This window comes from Methyloceanibacter sp., from assembly GCF_058506495.1.
Genome location: NZ_JBZMXT010000098.1, coordinates 1 through 6,947, shown reverse-complemented (window position 1 = coordinate 6,947; position 6,947 = coordinate 1). Strand labels below are relative to the sequence as shown.

The 6,947-nt window shown below is 58.7% G+C and carries 7 protein-coding genes, 1 other RNA gene and 2 pseudogenes; 5 read left to right on the top strand and 5 right to left on the bottom strand.

The features are described from left to right. The 5 genes and pseudogenes from AC33YF_RS12190 to AC33YF_RS12170 all read right to left on the bottom strand — a co-directional run. Window positions 1-671, bottom strand: a pseudogene (locus tag AC33YF_RS12190) (flagellar motor protein MotA); the annotation flags it as partial. 170 nt (window positions 672-841) lie between these two features. After that, on the bottom strand, window positions 842-1,663 hold the full coding sequence (locus AC33YF_RS12185) for an inositol monophosphatase family protein (RefSeq protein ID WP_491777478.1): 822 nt from the start codon (window positions 1,661-1,663) through the stop codon (window positions 842-844). Between the two features lie 120 nt (window positions 1,664-1,783). Then, window positions 1,784-2,350 (bottom strand): elongation factor P, encoded by a 567-nt coding sequence (gene efp / locus AC33YF_RS12180; protein ID WP_491777477.1) that lies wholly within the window; start codon window positions 2,348-2,350, stop codon window positions 1,784-1,786. 8 nt (window positions 2,351-2,358) lie between these two features. Beyond that, window positions 2,359-3,447, bottom strand: coding sequence for a tetratricopeptide repeat protein (locus tag AC33YF_RS12175; RefSeq protein ID WP_491777476.1), 1,089 nt, complete (start codon window positions 3,445-3,447; stop codon window positions 2,359-2,361). Next, window positions 3,444-4,079 carry a thiamine phosphate synthase gene (locus AC33YF_RS12170; protein ID WP_491777475.1) on the bottom strand — a complete coding sequence of 212 codons (636 nt, stop codon included), beginning with the start codon at window positions 4,077-4,079 and terminating at the stop codon, window positions 3,444-3,446. Before AC33YF_RS12170 ends, AC33YF_RS12175 begins: the two co-directional genes overlap by 4 nt. 255 nt (window positions 4,080-4,334) lie before the next feature. Here AC33YF_RS12170 and AC33YF_RS12165 point away from each other — a divergent pair, with 255 nt between their 5' ends. From AC33YF_RS12165 to AC33YF_RS12145, 5 genes and pseudogenes are all read left to right on the top strand, one after another. After that, complete coding sequence (locus tag AC33YF_RS12165; RefSeq protein ID WP_491777474.1) at window positions 4,335-4,643, top strand: DUF4164 family protein; 309 nt, start codon at window positions 4,335-4,337, stop codon at window positions 4,641-4,643. Window positions 4,644-4,679: 36 nt separating this feature from the next. Then, window positions 4,680-5,054, top strand: coding sequence for a cell division protein ZapA (locus AC33YF_RS12160; protein ID WP_491777473.1), 375 nt, complete (start codon window positions 4,680-4,682; stop codon window positions 5,052-5,054). Between the two features lie 71 nt (window positions 5,055-5,125). Next, window positions 5,126-5,283: non-coding RNA, 6S RNA (gene ssrS, locus AC33YF_RS12155), on the top strand. 79 nt (window positions 5,284-5,362) lie between these two features. Beyond that, on the top strand, window positions 5,363-6,193 hold the full coding sequence (locus tag AC33YF_RS12150; protein ID WP_491777472.1) for a TIGR00282 family metallophosphoesterase: 831 nt from the start codon (window positions 5,363-5,365) through the stop codon (window positions 6,191-6,193). 559 nt (window positions 6,194-6,752) lie between these two features. Continuing rightward, a pseudogene (locus AC33YF_RS12145) lies at window positions 6,753-6,947 on the top strand (porin); the annotation flags it as partial.

The following is a 6,947-nucleotide window of genomic DNA, read 5'->3' as shown; positions in this document are numbered from 1 at the left end:
TGCGCGTGGCCTGCTTGCAGATCGAGAAAGCCGAGAATAAGAGACCCGGCCAGCCCGAAAAGCGATGACGAGAAGGCAATACCCATGCCCGAAAGAGGTCCAGCAAGGCCTTCTTTGAGTTGATCGAACAGAAGCACGCTTTCGTCGCCGCTCGTGTCCAGCGCGCCGATTGTGTTGCCTACGGAGCTCACGGTTGTCAGCAGTCCCCAAAAGGTCCCGAGAAGGCCGAGGAACACCAACAGGCCAACAAGGTAGCGCGTGGTCTCGCGCTGCTCGTCCAGCCTAGAGGCGACCGAGTCCAGCAATGTACGCGCCGAGCCTGTTTCGAGGCTGAGGTGCCCAGTCGTATCTCTCAACATGGTGGCCATCGGTAGGAGCAGCACGGGCGGATTTGTCTTTGTCGGACTGGCATCCGTGATGCTGAAATTGTTGACCCAGTTGATCTCGCGATAGAGCCTCAAGACTTGGCGGAATGCATAAACGCAGCCCACGATCAGAACGCCAATGATCAGCCCGTTCAGTCCAGGATTGGCCATGAAGCTGGACCTGAGTTGGCCGGTCTGACCGTCCAAGATGATCGCCAGCAGGACAGCGAGAACTAGAAAGAGCGACATGCGCCAGAGAAAGATCTGCGGGCGCGAGAGCTGAGTTCGATAGGTCTTGCGTGCCATAGTTCTCTGCCAGGGTCCTTGTACGGCGGCTAGCCAGCTTTATACGCCAGCGCTTATTTTCGAGCGTTCTAAGCTCAATGTCCTCGCTCGATTTTCTTCAGATTTGCCTAAAATTGACAGTACCTGAATAGTTTGGCGGGCAAAACGGTAGTCTGAAGGCGGCAGTACCGCTACCCAGTCTTCGCCGGAGAGGGCGCTGGCGCATTCGCGGACTTCAAGATCTTGAGCAGCTTCAATTGGATTGTCTCGTTGCCGGCGACGATGCTCCCTGTCTCGAAGATTTTGTCCTTCCCGTTCATGTCGGTCGCATAGCCGCCCGCCTCTTTCGTGAGGATTATCCCGGCGGCCATGTCCCAAGGGCGCAAATTGCTCTCCCAGAACCCGTCGAAGCGGCCGGCTGCCGTCCACGCAAGATCCAGAGCAGCAGAGCCGGTCCGTCGGACGCCGGCGCTGGACGCCATCACCGCCCTCACTTCCCTCAGAAACTGTTCGTGGCCCGGGCGCCCGCTGTGGGGCACGCCGGTGCCGATGACAGCTGTTCCCAGCTCCGCGCGTGCCGCGACGCGGATGCGCCGGTCGTTGAGAAAAGCACCCTGGCCCTTTTCGGCAGTGAAGGTCTCGTTCATCACAGGATTGTAGATCAGGCCAGCGACAAGCTCGCCCTCTCGCTCAAGTGCGATTGCGACGGCAAAAATAGGTATCGAGTGCAGGAAATTGGTCGTACCGTCGAGTGGGTCCACGATCCAACGATGCGTTCGATCGGCGCCTTCGACCTCCCCGCGCTCCTCCATCAGAAAGCCATAGCCGGGCCGCGCCTTGGAGAGTTCGGCGAAGATGATCTCCTCCGCGCGCAGATCGGCTGCGGTGACGAAATTCGCCGGTCCCTTCACCGAGACCTGCAGATTTTCGACCTCGCCGAAGTCGCGCGCGAGGCTGCGGCCCGCCTTGCGGGCGGCACCGATCATTACGTTCATCAACGCCGACGCGGGCATGGGCTCCTGATGCCTCTAGATCTTTAAAGCCATTGATGGATTGGCCTCTGAAGGTGTGAGGTCGAGCAGACCAAACGATGAACCATCCAGCTTATGTGCCCTGTTTGAAGCTGAGCTGTCTTATGACTCCGCGCGGCGGACATAGGTCAGTTCATTCGTGTCTACCACGATCTTTTCGCCGGCCTCGATAAAGGGCGGCACCATCACGCGCACGCCGTTTTCGAGCTTGGCCGGTTTGTAAGACGATGCGGCAGTCTGGCCCTTCACCACAGGATCGGCTTCAACGATTTCGAGAGTGACCTGGTCGGGGAGGGCAACGCCAATAGGTCGTCCTTCGTGGCTTTCGACCATGACGGTCATGCCATCTTGGAGAAACGCTGCTCGATCTTCCAGAAGATCCTGCGGAATTTGGATCTGATCGTAAGACTCCAGATCCATGAACGTCAGCATATCGCCTTCTGCGAAGAGGAACTGGTGGTCCTTCTGCTCTAAGCGGACGCGCTCCACCGTTTCGGAGGAGCGGAAGCGCTCGTTGAGTTTGGAGCCGTCGATCAAGTTCTTTAGCTCCACCTGCGCGTAGGCTGGACCTTTACCGGGCTTCACGGCTTGCGTCTTAACCGCGACCCAAAGGCCGTTTTTGTGCTGAATAACGTTGCCAGGCCGGATCTCGTTGCCGTTGATCTTCATGGGGTTCCTTACGGAGTGCCTTTGGGTTGTGTCGTGGTCTGTGTTTTGGACTGTGTGGTGCCGGGCGGGCCACTCGGCCTCGATGGCTGGGGCGAAGTCGTCTGAGCCTCTGGGCTGGCTTTAACACTCGCGTTCTGGCCGCTGTCAAGAGTGGGCGCGGGCTCGATGGGTGGCTTCACTTCGCTGATGGTCGCTCCTTCATAGGCGTCAACGAAGCGTTCGGCGGCAGCGCGCTGCTCCGAGGTTAATTTCGTCAACGCGATATCGAGGGAAAAGTCGCTGACGCCTGCACGGCGCGCGATGAGGTGCCATTTGGCCGCTTCGACAAGATCGAGAGGGAAAACGAGGCCGTTAGCGTAGAGACGCGCTAGACGGTTCTGAGCGACAGGGTTGCCTTTCTGCGCGGCTAGGGAGAAGAGCTTGGCGCCTTTTTCTTGGTCCACGTCCACGCCGCGTCCCTTGAACAGCATCGTGGCGTACTCGACCTGTGCGGCAGGCAAGCCAGCATCTGCGGCTTTGCCGGTCCATTCGGCGGCTTTCTTCTCATCAAGAGGAACCCCGCGTCCGAACTGATAAAAGGCCCCAAGATCGTACTGCGCTTGCGTATTGCCGCTCTCGGCCGCCTTGGCCATCCATTCCGCGGCCTTGGCTTCGTTCGCCGGACGTCCTTGCCCTTGCAGAAACATCAGAGCGAGATTGTATTGGGCGGCCGGGTTTCCCTCATTGGCCGCCTGTTCGAACAGATTGGCTGCCATGCGGGAGTCTTTGCGCACGCCCAGCCCCTTCGTCGTCAATAGCGCCAAGGAAAACGCCGCGTTGGTGTCGCCGAGATCGGCAGCTTTGGCGTATGCGTTGGCAGCCTTTGCATAATCTTGCGACACCCCGAGGCCGCCAGAGTACATCTCGCCAATGAGCGTGTAAGCTTCCTTCGAGCCCGCCTCGGCCTCCTTTTGCGCAAGTTCAAGCGCGGTCTTGTATTTTCCAGCAGCGAACGCGACGTAGGCGGCGCTCTCCTCAGCGAGCGCTGTCCCGGGGTGGGACATTTGCACCAGGATACCCAGTATCAGCGTCGTGACACCAACGCGGAATTTTCTCATGCCTCTCTCCGAATACTTCCGATGGTCCGATCCATGTCGCGCAGGAAAGTCAGGGCGTCTTCGCGCTCCCAGATCGTCGACGGTGGTGCGATAAAATCCACACCAAGCTCTGCTAGAGCAGCGGCTCGTGACACGGCCGCAATGTCCCACGCGACGCATGGCACCACGAAGATTTCCGACCACCACGCGATCGTCTCCGACAGGGCGTCAAATTCGGCCGCAGCATCTTGCGAGCCGGATGAGGTGAACGCCACATAGTCTGCACCTAACTCCGCCAGCTCCATGGCGTCATGCCGCACCAGGCCGCAAGCCACGCCAATATTCGCACTTTCGCCGAGCACGTTGCGCGCTTCGCTATACAGGGACTTATCGGCCGCAATGTGCACTCCGTCAGCGCCTAGTTCGACAGACGCTTCAATGCTGTTTTCGATAAGACAGGCAGCGCCGGCGCCCTGAATTCGGTCAATTAGGCTGTCAAGGATACCAGTCTCGAGCGGCTCGTTGTTTCCAGAAATGAGCACGCAGGCCGGCCCAAGCTCCGACAAAGCCTGGGAGAGTTGCGCGGTCTTTTTGGCCAGAAAGGGTGCCGCTACCTGCAGATACAGGCGGCAGCGGGGCTTCAGTTTAGACATTTCCGGTGTCGACGCAGGGGGCGCCAAATGTTGCGATAGCTCGGGTCCTAAGGTGCTTTCTCAAATCATAGGCATCGCCGGACTGTCAAACTTTGCACAGCGTTGCGTGAGAAGAGGGTTGTGGGCGCGCCCTTTCCGTTTGAACATGGCGTCACCACATAATCAGCCAGCTAACTGTTCCATATGTGGAACATGGCTTCCGAGACAGCTGGCTTTCGCGATGATCGATGACGCCTGGCGGGGAGGGCGACTGTGATGGCGCAAACCGTGATGAAACTGGACCCAAGCGATCCCTTGGCGCGCTTTGATGCGGCTTTGGACGTACTTGAAGTGCATCTTGCTCAAGTTCTTGCCGATGACCGAGGCAAGGCCCCGTCGGCCGAGATCGTTGAACTGCGCGAGCAAGTTAAGTTTCTGACCGAGGAGCGAGATCAACTCGTGGCTGAACTTGCGGTTGAACGCAACCGCGCGCAACGCTTGAAGGCCGCGAACGACGAAGTGGCGGAACGTCTCGACGCCGTAATGAGAGCCCTAAAAGACATAGCGCCCGCGATGCAGGGTTAGGTTAGGCGCGGGCTGGTAGGAGGCTAGGAGCATCAAATGGGGCAAGTCGTTGTGACGCTGAACGGCCGAACTTACCGGCTCGAATGCAACGAAGGCGAAGAGAGTCATCTTGCCGAGATGGCACAGTATATTGGGTCGCATGTGGACGATATGCGGCAGAAATTCGGCCAAGTTGGTGACGACCGCCTTATGCTTATGGCTTCGCTTTTCATTGCGGATGAGCTGTGGTCGCTGCGGGCCGACGTAGAGAACCTTCGGGCGCAATTGGCCGAGGCACGGCGCGACAAATCGAATTCGGACGAGAATGCGCGGTCCATTGAAGCACAGCTATTCGCCAAGATTGGCGATGCGGCTTCGCGGCTTGAGCGCCTAAACACGCGGCTGACCGACAGTTCTAGCGGTGGCCACTGACGCAAGGGCGCTCGGCGATATCGTTTCTGCGACCCCTATTCCAATGGCCTTCGACGCCCTAATATATTTGGTTCGGGCTGCGGGGTGCGTTAGGAGCATTTATTCCAGGGCCCTATAAGATCCTATGGGAGCTGACCCTGACGGGGATCGTGGTCTTTGTCACTCGGCGCCCACCTACTTGAGTAGGGACACCCGGGATCTGCGCTCCGACGGCCACCGCGGCCCCTCCACTCCCTAGGGTGGCGGCCTAAGCAACAATTCTGTATTGACCTATGGATGCTTAACCCCTCTCGGATACGGACGGGCTCGTGCGTCTTCTCTTCTTAGGGGATGTGGTCGGCCGCGCCGGTCGAGTAGCCGTCTTGGAGATGTTGCCGAAACTGCGAGAGCGCTACCGCGCCGATTTCGTTGTGGTGAACGGCGAGAACGCAGCAGGCGGCTTCGGAATCACTGAAGTCATCCTCAACGAGCTCCTGGACGCAGGAGCCGACGTAGTGACCACCGGCAACCATGTGTGGGACCAGCGCGAGGCGCTCGTCTTTATCGAGAGGTACGATAGGCTGCTGCGACCCCTAAATTTCCCTGCAGGGACACCGGGAAAAGGTGCGGGCCTCTTCAAAGCAGCCAATGGCGCAGATGTCCTCGTCGTGAATGCCATGGGCCGTGTCTTCATGGCGCATATGGACGATCCCTTCCGAGCGATCGAAGAACAAGTGGGGGCATGCCCGCTCAAAACGGGAACCGATGCGATCCTGATCGACTTTCATGCGGAAGCCACGTCGGAGAAGGAGTCTCTGGGACACTTTATCGACGGGCGGGTAACCGCCGTCGTCGGCACACATACTCATGTCCCCACGGCCGATCACCAGATTCTCACGGGCGGCACTGCCTACATCAGCGATGCTGGAATGTGCGGGGATTTCGATTCTGTCCTGGGCATGGAGAAGCAAGAGCCGATCAGCCGGTTCCTCAGCCAAATCCCCTTGCGCAGGTTCGCACCGTCCAAGGGAGATGCAACGGTTTGTGGCGTTGCAATTGAGGTTGACGACGGCACGGGGCTGGCCAGCGCCATCGCACCGGTTCGCCTAGGCGGGCGGTTGTCCCCGGCCGAACCTGAATTCTGGCTGGAAGCAGGCTAGGCGGACTTCCTGTTCCGAGCAGGCTGAAATGCCAAAACGCTGCTCTTCACCTCGGCCAAATCTGGCGAACAGCGGCGCGATATCCTTTGAAGGCAGGAGATTGCCGCATCGAGGTGCGTCATCGCCTGGCTGGTGTCGAGCGATTCGCCGTCCAACGCCATTCGGGCTTGGGCCATATGCAATGCAGCGTCGCCGCATGTTTGCGCGAAACTCCGCTCATTGCCCTCTGAAGTTGCCGGTTTGATCCGCGAAATGCTGCACTCTCGTTCGTGCGCGATCATATCGGTCCCCCTGTTCCGCAAACGATCGTAGAAGATCAAGTCGTTGTTTTACAGTGCATAAGGGTTAACGAGTCCCTAAGTCTCCGATAGAAGCCGGCCGCGCTTCGGGCGCGACTTGGGAAGACCGAGACTAAAATGTCACAAGAGAGTCAAAATCGGCACGAACTGAGCGTTTCGCGATTTATCGTCGCGGTCACACGACGTATAAATGATCCGAGTTTTCCGCGACTCGCGCAGCTAGCGCGCTCGGCGGAGCAACCAAGAAACGGGGGAAGGACATGGAGATGTTTGGGGGACTTACGAGAACATCTAGCCGCGTAGCGATTGCGGCAGCGCTTGGGCTTGGTGCTTTTGCTTTGAGTGCCGCGCCTGCAAGTGCGCAGAGCTATGGCGGTAATTGCTGCGCGGATCTTGAGGAGCGCGTTGCTGAGCTTGAGTCTTCTTCGGTTCAGAAGGGGAACAAGAAGGTATCA